The following is a 19,441-nucleotide window of genomic DNA, read 5'->3' on the forward strand; positions in this document are numbered from 1 at the left end:
GGCAGGCGGTCCTCGTAGTCGCCCAGCCAGGCCCCGAACAGGACCAGACTCCGCACCCAGAACCGGTCGTTCCAGCCGTTGAAGCGCGCCAGGGCGTCCGGGCCCTCGGCGACCACGGCGTGCAGCGGCTCCGACAGCAGGGAGGGCACGGTGCCCGCGACCCGGGTCAGCATCCGGTGGCCGTACTCCCGGGCGGGCGCGGCGGCCGAGCGCAGCGGGACCCGCTGGAGCGGCTGCTTGACCACGTTGGTGGAGGGCAGCGCGGCGACGCGCGGGTTGGCCGCGTACAGGACCTCCCGGTAGAAGCGTCCCTTGTCCTTGCGGGCCACGCCCACCGAGAGCGCGGCGTCGAAGAAGTCGGGGTGCGTGAACGGCGCGGCGAACGACACCTCGGGGCCGACCAGGTTGACCGGCGAGCGGGCGATGCCCCGGGCCGTCCGGGTGTGCAGGACCGACAGCGGCAGCTCGGCCCGGTGCCCGTTGAGCATCGAGGTCGACTGGTTGAACGCCGTCTCGACCGAGGAGGTGATCCAGGCCGCCGCCTCCTCGGACAGGAACGGCACCGACGGGGTGCCCAGCGCCAGGGAGCCGAGCAGCGCCGCCTTCCGCTCCGCCTGCGAGGACGCCTCCAGGGCGGCCCCGCTGACCATGAAGTTCTTCAGCAGCGGCCCCCCGGCCAGCCCGTCCACCAGGGTCCGGCCGGCTCGGTGCACCTCACGGGCGAACGGGGTGTACCAGGCGTGGTGCGGGGTGAGGAACTCCAGCCGCCGGGCGACGGCCAGCGCGTCGTCGGGGTAGGCCGCGGCGTCCTGGGTGATCACGCGGTGCCGTACGCCCAGCTCGCGGGTTATCGCGCGGGCGAAGGCGATGTCGGTGTCGGTGCCGTCGTCCGGGCTCGTCGTCCACGACTCGACGTCGGCGCCCCGTGTCACCGCGACCGAGCACAGCAGCCGCGAGTCGTAGCCGCCGCTGACCGGCACGAGCAGCGGCCGGTCGTCGAACTCCTTGTAGACCTCGTGCAGGATCTCCAGGATCTCCCCGGCCGTCCGTCCCGCCTCGAACGGCTCCTCGCGCAGCCACCGGGGCAGCCTCCGCTCGGTCGAGATCCGGCCCGACGCCCGGTCGAAGACCAGCGCACTGGCTCCGGCCAGCCGCTTGACCTGGACATACGGGGTGTCGTCACGGAGCGGGAAGGTCAACTGGATGATCGACGCCCAGGCGTCCCAGTTGATCTCGTACGGCGTGCGCGCGAGGGCCAGCAGCGGCTCCAGCAGCGAGGAGAAGTAGACCGCCCCGTCCCGCGTCAGGTAGTAGACGTCCACCAGGCCGAGGCCGCCGGCGTGCAGCGCGATCCGGTCCCCGTCGTCGATCAGGCCGGGGGTCTCGAACTCCTCCGCCACGCTGATCCACGGCGCCGGCTCGGCCGGCCTGCGCTCTCCCCAGGCGAACGCCCAGCCGCGGGTGTCGCGCTGGTAGGGCGGCAGCGGGGAGGAGCTGTAGAGCGCCGCCTCGGGGGTCCGCAGCGCGGGCTTCACCCGCGGTCCGGCCTCCCGGAGCGTCTCCAGGGCGGACTCGTCGAGGTGGCCGATGCCGCCGCAGACGTACGGTCTCACATTGAACGTCGGCCACTGCACCGTGCTGACTCCTCTGTGTCGCGATTGACCAAAGGGTATCCTTTCGCCCGGCTCAGGAATCGGAGGACGACGTGGCGGGCGAGGAACTCGAAAGCACACGGTTGGCGTTGCGGGAGGCCGTGGCCGAGGCGGAACGGGCCGCCGAACTGGCCCGGCTGCTCGACGCGGCGCAGACGAAGATCGCTGAAGCGGAGCGCGCCACCGCCGAACTGCGAGGAGTCCAGGAGCGCCTGAGCGAGACCGAGAAACTGCTCGAAGCCGCGCACACGGCCGAGGAGAGGCTCCGCAGGGACCTGGCCGAGCAGCGCTACCAGGCCGAGGTGGCGAAGTGGAAGCTGTCGTCGGTCCAGGTGGCCCGCTGGTCCCGGATCGGCGACGCGCTCAAGACGGGCAAGAGCAACCCGGTACGGCTGGCGCGCGGCCTGCGCGGAGCCGCCAGGCCCGCCAAGCGCCCCGTGGCGCCCAAGCGGCAGCCCGTCTCCCAGAAGACCGCCGACAGGTCGGCGGCCGCCGCCGCGTCCTTCCAGGCCACCACCTCCACCAGGACAGTCGGCGGCACGTCGGTCAAGCTCAAGCCCTTCCGCGTCCCGACCGGCCCGAACACCCGCCCGCACCTGACCGTGGCCGTCGTCGCGGAGCCGCACGCCGAGGCGCTGCTGCGCTACGAGTGGCGGCAGAGCGCCGGCTTCACCCCCAAGGACTTCGCCCGGGTCCTGGCCGCGGAGGTCCCGCACCTGCTGGTGGTCGAGTCGGTCACCGAGGGGCCGTGGGCCGAGGAGGTGCGAGAGCCGGGTGAGGGCCTGAACGCGCTGCTGTCCTGGTGCGCGGAGCGGGGCATCCGCACGGTCTTCTGGCACACCGGGGGAGACGTCGAGCGCTCCGTGGCCGCCGCGCGGCTGTTCGAGCACATCGTCACCGCGCTGCCCAGGTCCGTGGCCGCGTGGGGCGCCGCCCTGGCGTCGTGGGAGCCGGAGTCCGGCCGCCGGGCGCCCTCGCTGGGACTGCTGCCCTTCGCCGTCCAGCCGCGCGTGCACAATCCGCTGCCGCTGGCCGGGGACCGGTTCGACCGGGTCCTCACGTTGGACGAGCTGCTCCCCGGCCACCTGTCGTATCCGGACGTGCTCACCTCCTACCGCTGGCCCAGGGCCGTCGACTGCCCGCCGGGCACCGAGGCCTGGCGGCTGGCCGAGCTGGCCGCCTGCGGCACGCCGATCGCGTCGTCGCGCCCGTCCGATCCCGCACCGGAATCCGCGGCCGCCGCGGCCGACGCCGACGCCCGCCGGGCCCATGTGGCGCTCCGCCAGGCCTACGGCTCGGGCACGATGACCCAGAAGGTGGACGACCTGCTCGACGCCGTCGGGCTGCCCAGCGCCCGCGCCACCCTGAACATCTCGGTGATCATGATCGACCGGGGCGACCTGGGGCACACCCTGGCCCAGGTCGCGCCACAGAAGGGCGTCGTCCAGCTGGTGCTGCTGTCGGACGCCCCGGACGCCGCCGAGCGGGCCCGCGCCGCGATGCCCGACAGGGTGGACGTCGTGGTCCGTCCCGCCGATCCCGGGCTCACCACCGGCGGGCAGCTCGATCGCGCCCTCGACCTGTGCCAGGGTGACCTGGTGGCGGTCATGGACGCCAGGGACGCGTACGGCGAGCACTACCTGACCGACCTCGCCCGCGCCTTCCTGTTCACCACCGCCGACATCGTCGGGAAGGCGGCCTTCTACGCCCACCTGCGCGACGTCGCCGCCACGGTGCTGCGCCAGCCGGCCGCCGAGTACTCCTATCTGCCCGAGGTCGCCGGCGCCACCCTGCTGGCCCGCCGTACCGTCCTGCGCGGCCTCGGGTTCGCCGACGTCTCCGAGGGCTGGGACGAGGTGCTGATGCGCCAGTGCCGCACGGACGGGGTCAAGGTCTTCTCCGCCGACCGCTTCGGCTACGTCTGCCTCCGCGACCACGACAGCCGGCTCCTCGGCTCGGCCCGGCTCGTCGACTACGGCCCGCCCGCGCCGCACGCCCTGATCTAGGCTGCCAGGCGTGACGCCCGGTCAGCTCGGTGAGGTCCTCGGCCTGCCGCCGATCCCCTCGGGGACGTGGGCCGAGGAGGCCCTCTACCTCTCCCCGGCCGCGCTGCGCCGCGGGGAGGCGCCCGGGGAGATGGCGGCGCGGCTGCGCGCGCTGCCCGGGATCGCGGGCGTCCGGGTGCGGGGCGACGGGTTCCTGGAGATCGTGGTGGCCGTGCCGGGGGAGCTCGTCGCGGAGATCGGCCCCGTCCCGGCGGCCGCCGGGGAAGCGCCGCCGTGGGCCGACCTGCCGAGGACGTGGGACAACCCCGGATTCATCGTGCGATTCGCCCATGTGCGGGCGGTCGCCGTACAGCGCTGGGCGGCGGATCTGGGCGTCGGCGGGGACTTCCGGCCGGAGCTGCTGGCCGGCCGGTGGGACCGGGCGGTGCTCAGGTCGCTGGCCGAGGTGCACGGCAGGCGGGTGAGCCGGGCCCCCGGATGGGCGGCCTACACCGAGCAGCTCGCCCGGGTCTACCACGACGCGTTCGAGCGGGCTCCCGCGCTGCCGTCGGGGGAGGAGGAGCCGTCGGCCCTGCACGCCGCCCGGGTACGGCTGGCCCGGGCGGTGCGGGACGTGCTGGCCGAGGGGCTGGCGGCGCTGGGCGAGACGGCGCCCGACAGGCTGTGACGAGCCCTCCGGAAGCAGGTCCCGGTGGAAGGGCGCACCGGGTGTCCTGGCGTCCAGATCACCACAAAACGTAAAAATATGCGGCTTAAGTTATTAATGACATGAAAAATTTGTGTATTTCCGGTCGATCGTGTCTCGTCAGGTGGGCACTCGTCCCACGGGGATCACCGGGTCCGATAGCCTCGATCGGGTGAGTCGATTCGCCCACCCCGCCGGTGACCGGCACGCCGAAGTGCTGCCTGAGGAGCGCCCTCCGCACGCACCTGCCGACCTGAACACGCTCGATCCCACGATCTGGCCGCGAACGTCGAACCGCGTCGGCGGATCGGTCACGATCGGCGGCGCGGACGTCAGGGACCTGGTCAGGGAGCACGGCAGCCCTCTCTACGTGGTGGACGAGGAAGACTTCCGGTCCCGGTGCCGCGACTACCGGGAGGCGTTCGCCGACGGCGAGGTCCACTACGCCGGCAAGGCCTTCCTCTGTCGCGAGGTCGCCCGCTGGATCATGCAGGAGGGCCTCGGCCTCGACGTGTGCAGCGCGGGCGAGCTCGCCGTCGCGCTGAGCGTCGGGTTCCCGCCCGAGCGGATCACGCTGCACGGCAACAACAAGTCCCTCGCCGAGCTGGAGAGGGCCGTCGAGACCGGGGTCGGGCACATCGTGGCCGACTCCTTCGAGGAGATCGCCCGGCTGGGCTTCCTCGCCGACAAGCACGGCAGGCGTCCCCAGGTCATGATCAGGGTGACCGTGGGCGTGGAGGCGCACACCCACGAGTTCATCGCCACCGCCCACGACGACCAGAAGTTCGGCTTCTCGCTGAGCAGCGGCGCCGCGGCCGAGGCCGCCCGGCGCATCCTGGCGCTGCCCCAGCTCGAACTCGTCGGACTGCACTCCCACATCGGCTCCCAGATCACCGACACCGCCGGGTTCGAGGTGGCCGCGCGCCGCCTGGCCACGCTGCTGGTGCAGATCAAGGAGGAGCACGGCGTCGTCCTGCCCGAGCTCGACCTCGGCGGCGGCTACGGCATCCCCTACGTCGAGGGCGACACCGCGCTCGACGTCAAGGAGATCGCCGACGGCCTGCGGGGGATCGTCGCCAACGTGGCCCGGTCCGCCGGGCTGCCGGTGCCCAAGCTCACCGTCGAGCCGGGCCGCGCCATCGCCGGGCTCGCGGGCGTGACGCTCTACGAGGTCGGCACGATCAAGGACGTCGAAGGGCTGCGGACCTACGTCAGCATCGACGGCGGCATGAGCGACAACATCCGCACCGCGCTGTACGGCGCGGAGTACACCGCCCGCCTGGCCTCCCGCGAGAGCTCCTCGGGGCCGATGCTCTCGCGCCTGGTCGGCAAGCACTGCGAGAGCGGTGACATGGTGGTCCGCGACCTGTGGCTGCCGCAGGACCTGGCCACCGGTGACCTGATCGCCGTCGCGGGCACCGGCGCCTACTGCCGCTCGCTCGCCAACAACTACAACTACCTTCCCAAGCCCGCCGTGGTCGCGGTCAAGGACGGGGTGTCCCGCGTGATCGTCCGCCGGGAGACCGAGGACGACCTGCTGAGAGGCCAGCTGTGAAACGACCCGGAGCGGTGAGCCGCCGAGTGAGCGGAGCGAACGAGAAGGTGAACGCGACCGTCGGGTGCAGAGCGGTGAGCCGCCGAGTGAGCGGAGCGAACGAGAAGGTGGGTGCGACCGGATGGCACTGAAAGTCGCTCTTCTCGGGTGCGGCGTCGTCGGCTCCCAGGTGATCCGGCTGATGCGTGAGCAGGCCGACGACCTCGCCGCCCGCATCGGGGCCCCGCTGGAGCTGGCCGGCGTCGCCGTACGGCGGATGGGCCGCAAACGCGACACCGACGTGGACCCGGCCCTGCTCACCACCGACGCAGAGGCCCTGGTCACCCGCGACGACGTGGACATCGTCGTCGAGGTGATCGGCGGCATCGAGCCCGCCAGGTCGCTCATCCTGGCCGCGATGAACAGCGGCAAGTCGGTCGTCACCGCCAACAAGGCGCTGCTCGCCGAGGACGGCGCGACCGTGCACGGCGCGGCCAGGGCCAACAACGCGGACCTGTACTTCGAGGCGGCGGTCGCGGGCGCGATCCCGCTGATCCGGCCGCTGCGCGAGTCCCTGGCCGGTGATCACGTGCACCGCGTGCTCGGCATCGTCAACGGCACCACCAACTACATCCTCGACAAGATGGACTCCGGCGGCGCGTCGTTCTCCGACGCGCTGGAGGAGGCCCAGGCCCTGGGATACGCCGAGGCCGACCCCACGGCCGACGTGGAGGGCTTCGACGCCGCCGCCAAGGCCGCGATCCTCGCCGGGATCGCCTTCCACAGCCGTGTGACGGCCGCCGACGTGCACCGCGAGGGCATCACCGAGATCACCGCCACCGACGTGGCCAGCGCCAAGGCGATGGGTTACGTCATCAAGCTGCTGGCGATCTGCGCCCGCTCGGAGGACGGCCGTTCCTTCGGCGTCCGGGTGCACCCGGCAATGATCCCCAGGACGCACCCGCTGGCCGGGGTCCGCGAGGCGTACAACGCGGTCTTCGTGGAGGCCCGGTCCGCCGGGCAGCTCATGTTCTACGGCGCGGGCGCCGGCGGCGCCCCGACGGCGAGCGCGGTGCTGGGCGACATCGTGGCCGTGGCCCGCAACCTGCTGGCCGGCACGCGGGGCCCGGAGGAGTCCACCTACGCCGAGCTGACGGTCCATCCGATGGGCGAGACCGTCACGCGCTACCACGTCTCGCTGGACGTCGCCGACAAGCCGGGCGTGCTCGCCCGGGTCGCCGACATGTTCGCCAAGCAGGACGTGTCCATCCAGACCGTCCGCCAGGAGGGTCACGGCGACGACGCCCAGCTCGTCCTGGTCACGCACCGGGCCAGCGACGCCGCGCTGTCGGCCACCATCGAGAGCCTGCGCGAGATGGACATCGTCCGCGACGTGGTGAGCGTCATGCGGGTCGAGGGCGAGGACACCCCGTAGCACTCCGCTCGCCGGGGTGAGGGCGCCCTCCGTCATGGGGGCGCCCTGCCGGGATCCCGTACGGAGGCGCGTTCCTGACCGTTTGGTAACGGAGGCCCTGACAGGGCGTGTGGGCTTATATGGTGCTTTCCTGTGCCCTTGATCCGTTGTCTGAGAGGACGGCCCACCGTGAAGATCGTTCGTTGGGCGGCGGCTCTGCCGGCGGCGCTGGTCGCCCTGGCGGTCCTGCAGCCGGTCTCCCACGCGGAGAGCGCCAAGCCTCCGAAGAAGGTCACGACGGTCGTCTCGCTCACCTTCGACGACGGGGACGTCACCCACGCGGCGACGGCCCGCATGCTGGAGAAGCGCGGCATGCGTGGAACGTTCTACGTCAACACCGACACCATCGGGCGTGACGCCAAGCTGACCCGCCGAGAGCTCGCCGCGATCGCCAAGGCGGGACACGAGATCGGCGGCCACACGCTGACCCACATCCGCCTCACCGAGCTGACCCAGGGCGAGCAGCGCGCGCAGATCTGCGACGACCGCAGGGCACTGGTGGCGTGGGGCTACCGGCCCACCACCCTGGCCTACCCGTTCGGCTCGGTGGACGCCGACGCCAAGGCGGTGGCGCGGCGGTGCGGCTACGACGCGGCCCGCAGGGTCGGCGGGCTCAAGGACTGGGGATGCCGCGGCTGCCAGGCCGGTGAGGATCTGCGGCCCCGGGACCGCTACGAGATCCGCACCCCGGGCTCGATCCGCGACGACACGCTGCCGCGGCAGATGAGGCAGCAGGTCCTCAACGCCGAGAAGAGCGGCGGTGGGCTCGTCCCCCTGGTCTTCCACCGGGTCTGCGACGGCTGCGGCCTCTACTCGGTCTCCCCCAAGACCCTGGACGAGTTCCTCGGCTGGCTGGCGACCCGCAAGAGCCGCGGCACGGTCGTCAAGACCCTGCACGACGCGGTCGGCGCCCGCTACCGGCCGGTACCCGCCGAGTAGACCGCCCTGCCGCCCGCCCCTACCGGGAGTCCTCGGTGAGACCGCGGAGGCGGCGGGCGGCGCGGCGCAGGAGCGAGCGTTCCTGCGCCTGGCGCAGGGCGACGGCCTCCAGGCGGCGCTGCTCGGCCTTCTCCTTCCACCTGACGGTGTCGCGGCTGCCCTTGGCCGCGGCGGCGCGCAGTTCCTTGAGCTCGGACTTGAGCGCCGTGACCTGCCGCTGGGCGCGCTCGGCCTCCCGCCTGCGCGACTCGGCCTCCGCGCGCCAGCGCACGGCCTCACGGTTGCGGTCCGTGGCCCAGGCCGGGTAGGCCGCCGCCGTCGGCCGGAACCGCCACGACTCGGCGTCCAGCCAGGTCGCGCCGTACAGGTCGGCGATCACGTCGTCCAGAAGCTCGCCGTCGCGGGCGACGCGCAGGGCCCGCGCGACGGCGGCGGTCCGTTCCAGGCGGGCGGACACCACACCCGTCGCGTTCTCCTCCAGCGCCACGAGCAGCAGGCCCTCGTCGTCCTCGTCGGCCCGCCGGATCAGCATGGCCAGCGACTCCGCCCCGGGCACCCAGCCGGCCGGGCAGGTGAGGCGGAACGGCGCGGGCAGCGAGGTCGGGGGGACCCGCTCGGCGAAGGAGACGCGGCCGTCGTGGGCGTACTGCCCGTGGACCAGCCGCAGGTCGAGCAGCGGGTCGTCCAGCGGCGCGCGGCGCTCGCCGGTCAGCGACGCCCACGGGCCGGTCAGGGTGACGTGCACGTCGGGCAGGGTGCTGGCCAGCGCCCCGTCCACGCTCGCCCGGACGTCCTCGAAGGAGGCGTCCCGGGCGTCCACCACGACGTCGACATAGGGGACCAGCCACTGGCGGCCCCCCTCCGAGCGGAGGTTGCGCCGGTAGGGCACGCGGTCGGCGATGAAGGGGTCGTTGTGCCGCCTGACCTCCCCGGGCCTCCGCATCGCCGTCGTCGTGCCCAGGTGCCAGCTGAGCGCCTCGGCGTCCGGGACGAACACCGCGCCCGTCTGGGTGAGCCGGTAGCCCAGCTCGGTGTCCTCGCCGAGCCTCAGGGAGGTGTCCATCCCTCCCGCGGACTTCAGCAGGGCCGCGGGGAGCGAGACCGTCGCGCCCACGTGGACGCGGTGCAGCAACGGGCTGGGCGCGTCGCGGAAGTCGCGGTGGGCCGCGACGAGCTCGGCGATCCAGTCGTGCCCGTGGTCGGGGTCCGGGTCGAAGAGGGAGTCGGTCCTGTCCTTGGCGACGGCGATCTGGACCTCGGACGCGGTGGGCGGCGTGCCCGCCATGGCGGTGAAGCGCAGCGTCCCCAGCACCACCAGGTAGTCGGCCAGGTGGTGCCAGCGCATGTGCGCCTCCACGTGGTCGCGGTGGGCGACGATGTCGGCGTCCATCCGGTGGATCACCTCGCCGCCGGCGGCCGCCGTACCGGTCTCCAGGGCCCAGGCGATGCCCCAGCGGCCGTCGGGCACCCGCAGGAGCCGGGTGTTGTCCGGGATGATCTCGGGGAGCCGGAGCGGGGGCGCGCTCCCGTCGTCCACCACGATCACCTCCAGGAGGTGCGAGGGGTAGGTCTGGGCGGCGAGGGCGGCCAGCGTGAGGTCGAGTTTCCCCTGCTGGGCCCTGGCGGGGATCACCACGCTCACCGGCAGGCGCGGCTCCCACGTCCCGGGGGCGGGCGGGCTGAGCACCCCGTAGTCGTTGCCGGGGATCCGCGGCGCGCTCACACCGCCTCCGCGGGGAGCTCCATGAGCGCGCTGGGCCGGAAGCCGCGCCACTGGCGCTTGTTGCGCCGCAGGAACGTGCCGATCGGCTCGCGCCAGGTGTGGTTGGCGACGTTGCCGCGCCGCAGGATGTAGCCCAGCCCCTGGGTGCGGTAGATCTGCCCGCCCGCGGCCTGTACGGCGTGCTGGAACTGGGCGTCGATCGTGCCCGGCAGTGTGCGGAAGCCGCCCACGGCCTCGAAGGCGGAGCGTTCGGCGAAGATGGTCCCTCCGGCGATGAAGTTGGTGATCTGCTCGGTCACCTGGTCCCGGTGGACGGTCACCCCGATCGAGGCGAGGTAGACGAACTCCGGGACCATGCCCACGACGTCGGCCCCCGAGTAGGAGTGCGCCAGGAGCAGGTCGGAGACGAAGTCGGGCCCGTACCAGTCGTCGTCGTCCATCTTCAGCAGGAACGACCCCGACGCCCTGGCCGCGGCCTCGTTCAGCACGGCTCCGAACACGGTCTCCCCGGGCGCCTCGAACACGGTGATCGGCCGGTCGTAGGAGGCCACGGCCCCGGCCACGTCGGGATGCCCGGCGGGGATCCCGTGCAGGGCGAGGATCACCTCGAACTCGGCGCCGCGCTGACCGGCCATCTGCTCCAGCGCGAAGCGGACCATCTCGGGGCGGCGGGTGGCGAGCAGTACCGAGGTCAGCGGCCTGGCCGCTGCGGGGGCGCCGAGCTGCTCCCAGCGGGTGCGGACGCCGTGGGTGCGCAGTGCCTCGCGGCGGAGCCGGATGCTGTGCTCCTCCCGCTCCAGGTCGTCCTCGAGGCCGGCCTCGCCGACCGAGGTGATCAGCCCGGTCAGCTCGGGGCCGAGGGCGCCCGCCCACCGGGGCACGACGTCGGAGAACAGCGGCACCCCGGCCGCGGCCAGGCCGGTGACGACCCGCAGCGCGGCCACGGGGCCGCTGTGGCTGCGCCGCCAGTCCACGCGGACCCCTCTGACCTGCCTGATCCGGCTCACGTCCACGTCGGTGACGCAGCCGGAGGCGCCGAAGGCGGTGAGCGTGCGGCCCTCACAGATGATCGCCCAGCGGCCGGACTCCACCGACAGCTCGGCCGTGCCGAGCGAGGGCACTGTGATGAAGCCCATCGGGTTGACCGAGCGGTCGTCGACCGGGGGGATGGTCCGGGGCTCGGACAGGTCTCCGAGACCGTTCTCCAGGACCCGGGCCCCGCCGGGCCGGCCGATCCGCTCCCAGCTCATCAGTTCGGCGACCGGGCGGTCCACGGGGGTCTCGTCGCCGGACCAGGGCGGCGGATCCTGACCGGTGGTGCGCAGGACCAGGTCGCCGCCGCGGGCGCCGAACCGGCCGGGGACCGGGCCGGTCACACCGGCCGGGGCGGCGTTGGGGTCGCCGGGCCGCCAGTGCGCCGCCCCCGGGCCCGCCAGGCCGGCCACGGGCGCCGCGACGGCGTCCATCCGGTGCCCGGCGAACGCCCTGGCGGTCGCGGCGAGCGTGCGGCCGGCGGGCGTGGGCTTGGAGAACCCCGCCTCCACCACCCACGCGGGCCGCCGGGGCTGGTGCACGCGGAGCTCGGTCAGCGACCGCCAGCGGTGGGCGGGGGTGGGGGACAGCACCGGCGCGGTGTACCAGTGCGGCGTCTCCTCCACGGCGACGACGACCCGCGTGGCCATGGGCAGCAGGGAGTGCAGGGTCGCGGCCCGGCGGAGGTCGGTCGGCGTCCGGGCGAGCACCAGGATCTCGGCGGCGCCCTCCTCGGCCCTGGGGATGCCGTCGAGGTCGCCGTCGAGGTCGATCGCCCCGTGCGGCGCCGGTCCGTCGAGGGTCTCGAAGCCCACGCAGTAGACGAGGACGCGCCGCCCGCCGTTCCGCTTCCCGGCGGCGCTGACGAGTTCGGTCAGAAGGGACATCAGCCGGCCTTCCCCTGCCGCATGGCCGTCGCGATGATCTCTCGCAGGGGGCCGCGCTGCCGGCCGTCCTCCAGCTCCCTGACCTCCGCCCGCAGGCGCTCGGTCTCGGCCCGGAGGCGCTCGGTCTCGGCCTCCAGGCGTTCCGCCTCGCGCTGCCACCGGGCCGCGCCGGCCCGCCACTTCGCGGGATCCCCCGCGACGGGCTCCGCCTCCCCGGCGGCCTTGACGCCGAAGTCGTCGGCGCTCACCCAGAACGAGCCGAACAGCTCGTGCACCGCGCCGTCGAGGTCACCGGCGTCCTCCACGAGCGCCGCCCTGGCGAAGGCCGCGGTGCGTTCGAGCCTGACCACCCGGACCCCGGTCGCCGACCCGTCTTCCTCGTCGAGCACCGCGCTCAGCAGGCCGTACCCCTCGCTCTCGGCGAGTTTCAGCAGCTCGGCCAGGCTGTCCGCGCCGAGCGCCCACCCGGCGGGGCAGGTGAGGCGGAACGGCGCGGGCGCCGAGTCGCGCGGCGTCTCCTCGGTGAAGGAGACGCGTGGCTCGTGGGCGTACAGGTTGCGCACCAGCCGCATGTCGAGCAGCGGCTCGTCCAGGGAGGAGCGGCGTCCGCCGGTGAGCGCCGACCACGGCCCGACCACGGTGACGGCGACGTCGACGACGGTGCCCGCGAGCGCGGCGTCCACGCTCGCCCGGACGTCCTCGTAGGAGGCGCCGCGGGCGTCGACGACGACGTGCACGTACGGCACCAGCCAGTGCCTGCGCGGGTGGGTGCGCAGCCAGCGCAGATCGGGGATGTAGTCGGGCAGGACCGACCAGTTGTGCCGGTGCACCTCCTTCTCCCGGAGCATGACCGTGGAGGGGCCGAGGTGCCAGCCGCGCGCCTGGGGGTCGGGGATGAAGACCGCGCCCGCCTGGGCGAGACGGAAGCCGAGATCGGTGTCCTCGCCCATGTTCAGCGCGGTGTTGACCCCGCCGACCGAGCGCAGGAGTGCCATGGGGACCGACGTGGTGGCCCCCGAGTGGAGCCGGTAGGCGGTGGCGCCCGCGTCCCGCAGCCACCGCGTCTCGTCGAGCACGCCCGCCCGCCACGCGTGCGGAGCCGACCCGTCGAACAGCCTCTCCGCGTCTCCGGCCGCCACCGCCGCGAAGACCTCCCGCGCGCCGGGCCCGGCCCCTTCGGGGGTGAAGCGGACGTCGCCGAGCACGACGGCGTAGGAGGCGAGGTGGTGCCAGCGCATGTGCGCCTCGATGTGCTCCCGGTCGAGGATCATGTCGGAGTCGACCCAGTGCAGGATGTCGCCGGCGGCCGCCGCCGCACCGGTCTGGCGGGCCCAGCCCCGTCCCCAGCGGCCGTCGGGCACCCGGACGAGCCGGGTGCCGGCCGGGGCGATCCCGGGGATCCGCAGCGGCGGGTCGCTGCCGTCGTCGGCGACGACCACCTCCATCAGGTGCGCGGGGTAGCTCTGCGCGGCCAGCCCGGCGAGCGTGCGGTCCAGGGCCTCCTGGCAGTCGTGCGCCGGGATCACCACGCTCACCCGCAGGCGCGGTTCCCAGTCGCCCAGGCCGGGGGGGAGCAGCGGTCCGTAGTCGTTGTGCCTGATCCTGGCGCGGGGAACGGCGGTCCGCCCGTCCTCGCGGCGGGCCGGGGGTGCGTCCTGCGGGAGGGGGGCGCCGGTCCCGCTCATGCCTTCCCCCCGGGTCTGTCCGGCTGGGCCTGCCCGGCCTTGGCCTCCACGGCGGCCAGGCGCGGCAGCAGCTCGTGGACCATCTCCTCCATCTCCATGCGCTGGGGCATGGCGGCCAGCCGGTCCTCGCCGAGGGAGACCAGGATCGCCTGGAGGTCCTCGTCGCGCTTGCTCCCGTGCTCCCGGAGCAGCCCGACGATCTCCTCCAGCCGCCGGTCCAGCCGCTCGGTGGCCGCCTTGACCTGGGCCATCTCCGCTTCGTAGCGCTTGACCCTGGTGTCGATGCGCTGGGCTTTGCCATCGACCCTGCGGACGGTCGCGACCGCGAGAAGCTGGACGGCGAGCACCGTCGCCATCGCGCCGAGCACGATGGCTGCCGTCACCGAGACGGCGCCGGCGCCGGCGAGCAGGGCCAGCGCGATCAGGACGAGCGAGCCGATGGCCGCCGCCAGAAGCGTCAGTTTTCGGGGCGTGGGCATTCGCGCGCACCTTCCCTACCGCTGGTGTCGTTACTTGTCGTCTGGGGGGGAGATGTTTGAGGCTAGCCGCTGCCCAAGTGCAAATATGTCAGTAAATGGGAAATTTGGAGGTTCTCGTGACCTGAGTGACTGCTGTGAGTCAATGGAAGTGAGCATCTGTGATAAGTCTGAAGTGGAGTGATAAGGGATCTTCCGGCCTCGCTATCCTTCGCTGGTGCCTGCGCAGTCGACACCTCCCTCCCCGGCCTCTCCGGCTCCCCCCGCGACTCCCGCCGGCTTCCTGAGATCGGCGCCCGAGGCGGCGGCCGAGCTGTCATGGGCCGGTCAGGGGTGGCTGGCGGCCGGTGAGCCGCTCGGTGACCGGCCGGACGCCACCGAGGTCACCCGCCTCAGAACGCTGCGTGCCCTGACCGTCCGCTGGCCCGCCGCCGAGGTCCCGACCGGTGCGGTCATCGGTCTGGCCGCCGCCGGGGTGCCGCTGCACGCCGCCGCCTCGCCGGCCTGGGTGGAGCCCGGCCTGGCCCGCCTGCTCGCCGCCTGGACGCCCGAGGAGAGCGGCGGCGGGCCCCGCTCGGTGACCGACCTGCGCAGGGAGGAGCAGAGCGTACGGCTGCGCCGCCACGGCCTGCGGAGCCGGGACGCGGCGGCCACGCCCACGGTCAGCGTCGTGATGTCCAGCATGCGTCCCCACCTGCTGGGCTCGGCGCTCGCCCAGATCGCCCGGCAGCGGCGGGTCGAGACCGAGGTCCTGCTGGCCCTGCACGGCGTCCCCGCCGGCCACGAGGCGGTACGGCGGGCGTTGCGGGAGTGCGGCCTGCCCGTCATGGTGATCGAGGCGGACGCGGCGACCCCCTTCGGGGAGGCGCTCAACCTGGCCGCCTCCCGCGCGAGCGGCGAGTACGTCGCCAAGTGGGACGACGACGACTGGTACGGCCCCGAGCACCTGGCCGACCTCCTGCTCGCGAGGTCCTACGCCGGTGCGGACATCGTGGGCGCCGCGGCCGAGTTCTTCTACCTGGAACCCCTGAACGCCACGGTCCGCCGCACCGACTACACCAGCGAGATCTGGTCCGACCACGTGGCCGGCGGCACGATCCTGCTCGACCGGGCCCGGTACGCCGAGCTCGGCGGGTTCCCCCCGCTGCCCCGCGGCGTCGACGCCGGCTTCCTCAAGGCCGCCCACGCCGCCGGGGCGCGCATCTACCGCACCCACGGCCTCGGCTACGTGCTGCGGCGTTCGGTGAGCGCCGACCACACCTGGCGGCTCTCGCTGGCCCACTTCCTGCGCGTCGCGACGAACCAGTGGCGCGGCTTCCGCCCGAGCCTGATCTTGGAAGGGCCATGACAGCACGGATCACCGGCAACGACTACCGGAGCCTCACCCCGCCCGAGCTCGGCGCCTGGACGCCGTCACTGCGGGTCAGCGTGGTCGTGCCCGCCTACGGCGGCCAGGACAAGCTCGACCTCGTGCTCGCGGGGCTGGCCGGGCAGACCTATCCCGCCGGCCTGACCGAGGTCGTCGTGGTGGACAACGGCAGCGAGCCGCCGCTGCGCCTGCCCGAGCTGAGGCCCGCGAACACCCGGCTCATCGTCTGCCCCACCCCCGGGCGGGCCCACGCCCGCAACGCGGGGCTCGCCGCCGCCACCGGTGACGTGATCCACTGGCTCGACTCCGACGTGGTCCTGGACCGCCGGTCCGTCGAGGCGCACATGCGCTGGCACCACCTGGCGCCCTACCTCGTGGTGACCGGCTACCTGCGTTTCACCCCGGCCGAGCTGCCCGGCCCCCGGGAGGTGGCCGCGGCCGCCGACCTGGCCGAGCTCTTCGAGCCGGCCGAGCCGCACGCCTGGCTGGTGGACCTCATCGAGCGGACCGACGGCCTCACCGACAACCCGCACCGCGCGTTCAGCCTGCACGTGGGCGGCGCCACCTCGGTCAACGCCGCGCTGTTCGCCCAGGCCGGGCCGATGGACACCGAGCTCATCCTCGGCCAGGACACGGAGATGGGTTACCGGCTGGCCCAGGCGGGCGCGGTCTTCGTGCCCGAGCCGCTGGCCCGCGCCTTCCACCTCGGCCCCACCATGCGGATGCGCGACAAGGCGCCGATCGACCGGGTCAGCCACGCCTTCGTCGCCGACCGGATCCCGAGCTACCGCTGGCTCCGCTCCCATCCGGCCCGGCAGTGGAAGGTGCCCTACCTGGAGGTGGTCGTCGGGCCCGCCGGGGGGCCGGGCCGCGCCGGGGAGGACGGGCCCGGCTACGGCTACGACGAGGTCCGCGCCACCGTGGACGCCGTCCTCGCGGGCACCGTGCCCGATGTCGTGGTCACCGTCACCGGTCCCTGGGACCGCGTCCGGACCGAGGGCCGCGCGCCGTTGCGGAACCCGGACCTGGACCTGGTACTGATCCGCGGCCACTACGCCCACGAGGGCCGGGTGCGGTTCGCGCTCGACTCCCCCCGGGCGGTGCGGACGGCTCCGCCGTACCCGGCGGAGGGCGGCGAGGCGGCGGAGACCGGGGCGGCCCCGCCGTACCGGCTGAGGCTGCCCGCCGGCTGGGTGCCGGGCGAGGACAGCCTCGCCCGCCTGCTCGACCTGGCCGGGGACGGGGGGTACGGGCTGGTCTCGGTGCTGCTGGCCGAGGGGTCCGGCGAGGGGATCGTGGCGGCCAGGCTGGAGCGCACCGCCGCGTTCGCCCGTGCCGCGATCGTCCGGCGGGAGGGCGAGGACCTCGACGACGCGGTGGAGGACACCTCCGGGGTGCTCTGGGTGGACGGCGAGACCTACGGGTTCCTGCCCGAGGCGGGGCCGATCACCGGCCGCCGTGGCGCGTACCGGGCCAGGACGGAGGCGCGGGCCGAGATCGCCCGCCTCGCCAAGGAGAACGAGCGGCTGCGTGCCCAGGTGACCAGGTGGCGCGACGAGGCGGGCCGCTGGCGCAAGAGCGCGGTCGAGCTTCGGCGCGAGGTCGGCGGCCTGCGCAGGGAGCTGGCCGCCGCCAGGAAGATCGTCCAGTACGGCCTGCTCTCGTCCGTCAAGCGGGCGATCATCCGCCGTCGGTGAGGGCTCCGGGCGGGACGCGGGACGCCCGGTGCGGCCCGCCCCCGTCCGCCGGGCGGACGGTCACCTGTCCTCGGTGACCGCTCCGACCCCGCCGAGGAAGTAGGACCCGATGCCCTTGTAGGGCACCACGGCGCCGGGGTCCGGGCGCCACTCGGGCAGGTTGACGATGCCGGGCTCGACCACGTCGAAGCCGCCGAACAGGCGGGTGATCTCCTTGCCCGTCCGGGGGACGAAGGGCGAGGACGCCCGGTCGTACACCTTGGTGATCCCTTCGGCCGCCTCCGGCCTGGCGTCGATCGCGACGTGGGAGAGGATCAGGTGGCTGCCGGGTGCCATGGCGCGGCGGAGCGTGGCGATGATGCCCTCCGGGTCGTCCTCGTCGGGGACGAAGTGCATGATCGCCAGAAGGAGGACCGCCACCGGCTGGTCGAAGTCGATCGCCGCGCGGATGTCCGGGTGGTCCAGGATCTCGCCGGGGCGGCGCACGTCCCCCTGGACGATGGTCACGTTCTCGTTCTTGCCGAGGATGGCCCTGCCGTGGACCAGGACGGTCGGATCGTTGTCGACGTAGACGACCCGGGCGTCCGTGGCGACCTGGTGCACGTTGTTCTGGGTGGGCAGGCCTGCTCCGATGTCGAGGAACTGGCGGATGCCCGAGCGGGCGACGAAGTCGACGGCGCGGCCCAGGAAGGCGCGGTTGGACCGCGCGCTGTGGCGGATCTCGGGGACGACGGTGAGGACCTTCTCGGCCGCCTCCCGGTCGGCGGGGAAGTTGTCCTTGCCGCCGAGGTAGTAGTCGTACATACGTGCGACGTTCGGAATATGAGTCTGAATACCCGTGGGTATCTGGTCGGTCACGTGTCGCTCCCCGGTGGCGATTTTTCCGGAATTAGCGTGATCATATATAGAAGAGGCCTTGGAGAACTGATCCGGCAGCTGACAAGATCGCGCCATGGCAGCCTCCTCCTCCCGCCGTGTCCTGGGACTGCAGCTCGCCGACGGCATCGGCCGCGGCAACATGTGGGCCTGCCTGTCCATGGCGTTCGTCGCGACCATGGTCATCTCGTTCCTCCCGGCGGCGCAGCCGTACATCCTGGGCGGCGTCCTCGGCGTCGCCAAAGCCGACCAGGGCAAGGCGGTCGGCCTGCTCGGCGTCGCCGCCGAGATCGCGATGATCGCCAGCCTGGTCTGGTACGGCGCGCTGGCCGACCGGTTCGGCCGCCGGCCCGTCGTGGTGGCCGGGTTCGCGCTGTGCGCGCTGGGCACCGCGCTGTTCCCGTTCGCCGGGAACACGACCGTGCTCGTCGCGCTGCGGGTGGTCTTCGCCCTCGGCGTGGCCGCGCTCAGCGGGATGCTGTCCACGGTGGCGGTCGACTACGTCCGGGACGGCTCCCGGGGCAAGTCCTACGGCCTGGTCGGACTGTTCAGCGGTCTCGGCGCGATGGTCGCGGTGCTCGCCCTGGTCCGCCTGCCCAAGATCTTCGAAGACCGGGGGATGGCCCCGGTCGACGCCGCCCGCGTCTCGTTCCTGATTATCGCCGCGGTCGTCCTCGCCGTCGCCGCGCTGATGTGGTCCACCCTGTCCGCGGTCAAGGTCAGCCCGACCGCCGAGCGCGTGCCCTTGACCCGTCTGGTCAAGGAGGGCGTCGCGCTCGCCCGCGACCCCGGCGTGGCGCTGTCCTACGCCGCGGCGTTCGTCGCCCGCGCCGACCTCGCCGTCGTCGCGGGCTTCATGTCCCTGTGGGTGATCGACTACGCCACCGGCGAGCGCGGCATGCCGGCGGCCGAGGCCCTGGCCCGCGGCGGGGCGGTGGTCGGCATCGCCCAGACCGTGGCCGTGGTCGCCGCGCCGCTGTTCGGCTGGCTGGGGGACCGGATGCGCCGCCAGGACGTGCTCATCCTCGCCCAGGCCGTCGCGGCGGTGTCCTACCTGTCCACGCTGCTGATCAGCGACCCGCTCGGCTCCGGCATGATGATGGTGGCCGTGCTCGTCGGCCTGGGCGAGATCGCCGCGATCACCACCGCCGGCCCGCTCCTGGCCCAGCAGGCCCCCGCCGCCGTGCGCGGCTCCGCCTACGGCGTGCAGACGCTGTGCGGGGCCGTCGGCATCCTGGTGGTGTCCGGTCTCGGCGGCTTCCTCTACGACGCCTGGCGGCCCGCCGCCCCGTTCGTGATATCGGGGGTCTCCGGCCTGCTCGTCGTGGCCTTCGGGCTCGCGGTACGGCGGCGCGTCACGCCCCTGTCCGGGGAGCACGAGCGGGTGGCCGCGGCGGCCTGACCCG

At 73.5% G+C, this 19,441-nt stretch carries 14 protein-coding genes; 8 read left to right on the forward strand and 6 right to left on the reverse strand.

The window, feature by feature from the left end:
* Nucleotides 1-1,634: asparagine synthetase B family protein (locus tag CA984_RS09090; RefSeq protein ID WP_086570213.1), on the reverse strand; the 1,634-nt coding region annotated here is incomplete at its 3' end.
* 71 nt (nucleotides 1,635-1,705) lie between these two features.
* Between CA984_RS09090 and CA984_RS09095 the strand changes: the two genes are divergently transcribed.
* The 5 genes from CA984_RS09095 (at nucleotide 1,706) to CA984_RS09115 (ending at nucleotide 8,290) form a co-directional block, all read left to right on the forward strand.
* Nucleotides 1,706-3,658 (forward strand): glycosyltransferase, encoded by a 1,953-nt coding sequence (locus CA984_RS09095; RefSeq protein WP_086570214.1) that lies wholly within the window; start codon nucleotides 1,706-1,708, stop codon nucleotides 3,656-3,658.
* Between the two features lie 10 nt (nucleotides 3,659-3,668).
* A complete protein-coding gene (locus CA984_RS09100; protein WP_086570215.1) occupies nucleotides 3,669-4,325 on the forward strand; it encodes a DALR anticodon-binding domain-containing protein in 657 nt (218 codons plus the stop codon).
* A 190-nt stretch (nucleotides 4,326-4,515) separates the two neighbouring features.
* Nucleotides 4,516-5,898 carry a diaminopimelate decarboxylase gene (lysA, locus tag CA984_RS09105; RefSeq protein ID WP_086570216.1) on the forward strand — a complete coding sequence of 461 codons (1,383 nt, stop codon included), beginning with the start codon at nucleotides 4,516-4,518 and terminating at the stop codon, nucleotides 5,896-5,898.
* A 121-nt stretch (nucleotides 5,899-6,019) separates the two neighbouring features.
* Complete coding sequence (locus tag CA984_RS09110) at nucleotides 6,020-7,312, forward strand: homoserine dehydrogenase (RefSeq protein ID WP_086570217.1); 1,293 nt, start codon at nucleotides 6,020-6,022, stop codon at nucleotides 7,310-7,312.
* A 168-nt stretch (nucleotides 7,313-7,480) separates the two neighbouring features.
* Nucleotides 7,481-8,290: a polysaccharide deacetylase family protein gene (locus CA984_RS09115; RefSeq protein ID WP_165781173.1), complete on the forward strand. Its 810-nt coding sequence runs from the start codon at nucleotides 7,481-7,483 to the stop codon at nucleotides 8,288-8,290.
* Between the two features lie 19 nt (nucleotides 8,291-8,309).
* Here the strand turns inward: CA984_RS09115 and CA984_RS45965 are convergent, their stop codons facing one another.
* Genes CA984_RS45965 through CA984_RS09145 form a run of 4 tightly spaced genes read right to left on the reverse strand, consistent with a single transcriptional unit; the run spans nucleotide 8,310 to nucleotide 14,096 of the window.
* On the reverse strand, nucleotides 8,310-10,013 hold the full coding sequence (locus tag CA984_RS45965) for a glycosyltransferase family 2 protein (RefSeq protein WP_165781174.1): 1,704 nt from the start codon (nucleotides 10,011-10,013) through the stop codon (nucleotides 8,310-8,312).
* Entirely contained in the window at nucleotides 10,010-11,932 is a 1,923-nt protein-coding gene (locus tag CA984_RS09135) for a glycosyltransferase family 2 protein (RefSeq protein WP_086570221.1), read from the reverse strand. Before CA984_RS09135 ends, CA984_RS45965 begins: the two co-directional genes overlap by 4 nt.
* Complete coding sequence (locus CA984_RS09140) at nucleotides 11,932-13,617, reverse strand: glycosyltransferase (protein WP_086570223.1); 1,686 nt, start codon at nucleotides 13,615-13,617, stop codon at nucleotides 11,932-11,934. The genes CA984_RS09135 and CA984_RS09140 overlap by 1 nt, the downstream gene beginning before the upstream one ends.
* Complete coding sequence (locus tag CA984_RS09145; protein WP_086570225.1) at nucleotides 13,614-14,096, reverse strand: hypothetical protein; 483 nt, start codon at nucleotides 14,094-14,096, stop codon at nucleotides 13,614-13,616. Before CA984_RS09145 ends, CA984_RS09140 begins: the two co-directional genes overlap by 4 nt.
* A 214-nt stretch (nucleotides 14,097-14,310) precedes the next feature.
* On the opposite strand from CA984_RS09145, the gene CA984_RS09150 reads away from it, so the two are divergent.
* Nucleotides 14,311-15,441: a glycosyltransferase family 2 protein gene (locus CA984_RS09150; protein WP_086570228.1), complete on the forward strand. Its 1,131-nt coding sequence runs from the start codon at nucleotides 14,311-14,313 to the stop codon at nucleotides 15,439-15,441.
* The gene (locus CA984_RS09155) at nucleotides 15,438-17,159 is read left to right on the forward strand and encodes a glycosyltransferase family 2 protein (RefSeq protein ID WP_086570230.1); all 1,722 of its coding nucleotides are present in this window, start codon (nucleotides 15,438-15,440) and stop codon (nucleotides 17,157-17,159) included. Before CA984_RS09150 ends, CA984_RS09155 begins: the two co-directional genes overlap by 4 nt.
* A 60-nt stretch (nucleotides 17,160-17,219) precedes the next feature.
* Here the strand turns inward: CA984_RS09155 and CA984_RS09160 are convergent, their stop codons facing one another.
* Nucleotides 17,220-18,017, reverse strand: a complete 798-nt coding sequence (locus CA984_RS09160; RefSeq protein ID WP_086570232.1) for an SAM-dependent methyltransferase — start codon at nucleotides 18,015-18,017, stop codon at nucleotides 17,220-17,222.
* A gap of 94 nt (nucleotides 18,018-18,111) precedes the next feature.
* Here CA984_RS09160 and CA984_RS09165 point away from each other — a divergent pair, with 94 nt between their 5' ends.
* A complete protein-coding gene (locus CA984_RS09165) occupies nucleotides 18,112-19,437 on the forward strand; it encodes an MFS transporter (RefSeq protein ID WP_086570234.1) in 1,326 nt (441 codons plus the stop codon).
* The last annotated feature ends 4 nt before the right edge of the window (nucleotides 19,438-19,441 follow it).

The organism is Streptosporangium minutum, from assembly GCF_002149035.1.
Classification (GTDB): domain Bacteria; phylum Actinomycetota; class Actinomycetes; order Streptosporangiales; family Streptosporangiaceae; genus Streptosporangium; species Streptosporangium minutum.

Bases quoted from the DNA above. Each gene is read 5' to 3' on its own strand.
- CA984_RS09165 (WP_086570234.1), top strand. From the start codon at position 18,112: ATGGCAGCCTCCTCCTCCCGCCGTGTCCTGGGACTGCAGCTCGCCGAC.
- CA984_RS09110 (WP_086570217.1), top strand. From the start codon at position 6,020: ATGGCACTGAAAGTCGCTCTTCTCGGGTGCGGCGTCGTCGGCTCCCAG.
- CA984_RS09135 (WP_086570221.1), bottom strand. From the start codon at position 11,932: ATGTCCCTTCTGACCGAACTCGTCAGCGCCGCCGGGAAGCGGAACGGC.
- CA984_RS09155 (WP_086570230.1), top strand. From the start codon at position 15,438: ATGACAGCACGGATCACCGGCAACGACTACCGGAGCCTCACCCCGCCC.
- CA984_RS09140 (WP_086570223.1), bottom strand. From the start codon at position 13,617: ATGAGCGGGACCGGCGCCCCCCTCCCGCAGGACGCACCCCCGGCCCGC.
- CA984_RS09145 (WP_086570225.1), bottom strand. From the start codon at position 14,096: ATGCCCACGCCCCGAAAACTGACGCTTCTGGCGGCGGCCATCGGCTCG.